The 433-nt window shown below is 30.3% G+C and carries 1 protein-coding gene; it reads right to left on the reverse strand.

The window, feature by feature from the left end:
- Window positions 1-149, reverse strand: a 149-nt coding sequence (locus tag GUI70_RS25370; protein WP_202630569.1) for a GTPase, incomplete at its 3' end; no start/stop codon positions are given.
- Window positions 150-433 lie beyond the last annotated feature (284 nt).

Below are 433 nucleotides of genomic sequence, written 5' to 3' on the forward strand. Positions count from 1 at the left end.
TTTTTTCTGCCAATCATACTATTGATAAATGTAGACTTACCTACATTAGATCGACCGCTCAGTGCAACTTCAGACAATTCTGTTTCTGGATATTGTTCTTCTTTTACTGCACTAATGATTAATTCTATATTATTAGGATTAACTTTCATTTTATATCCTCACTTTTTTATATTCTCTTTCAACTCTACCATTATATAATATTTGAACCTTTCGGTATACATTATAAAAAAGCTCCGATCAAAGTTAAACTATTTGAGCGTCAACTTTGATTGGAGCTTTTCACTTTTATAACACATCAATGATTAAGCTGATGTTTTACTATTATTAATTAAATTGCCTTCTGCGTCGTATAGTTCTGGTTCAGTTTCTTCATTAATTGTTTGTGCTGTAATAACTACCTTCGTTACATTTTCGTTAGAAGGCACATCAAACA

This window comes from Deinococcus alpinitundrae (assembly GCF_009982895.1).
Classification (GTDB): domain Bacteria; phylum Deinococcota; class Deinococci; order Deinococcales; family Deinococcaceae; genus Deinococcus; species Deinococcus alpinitundrae.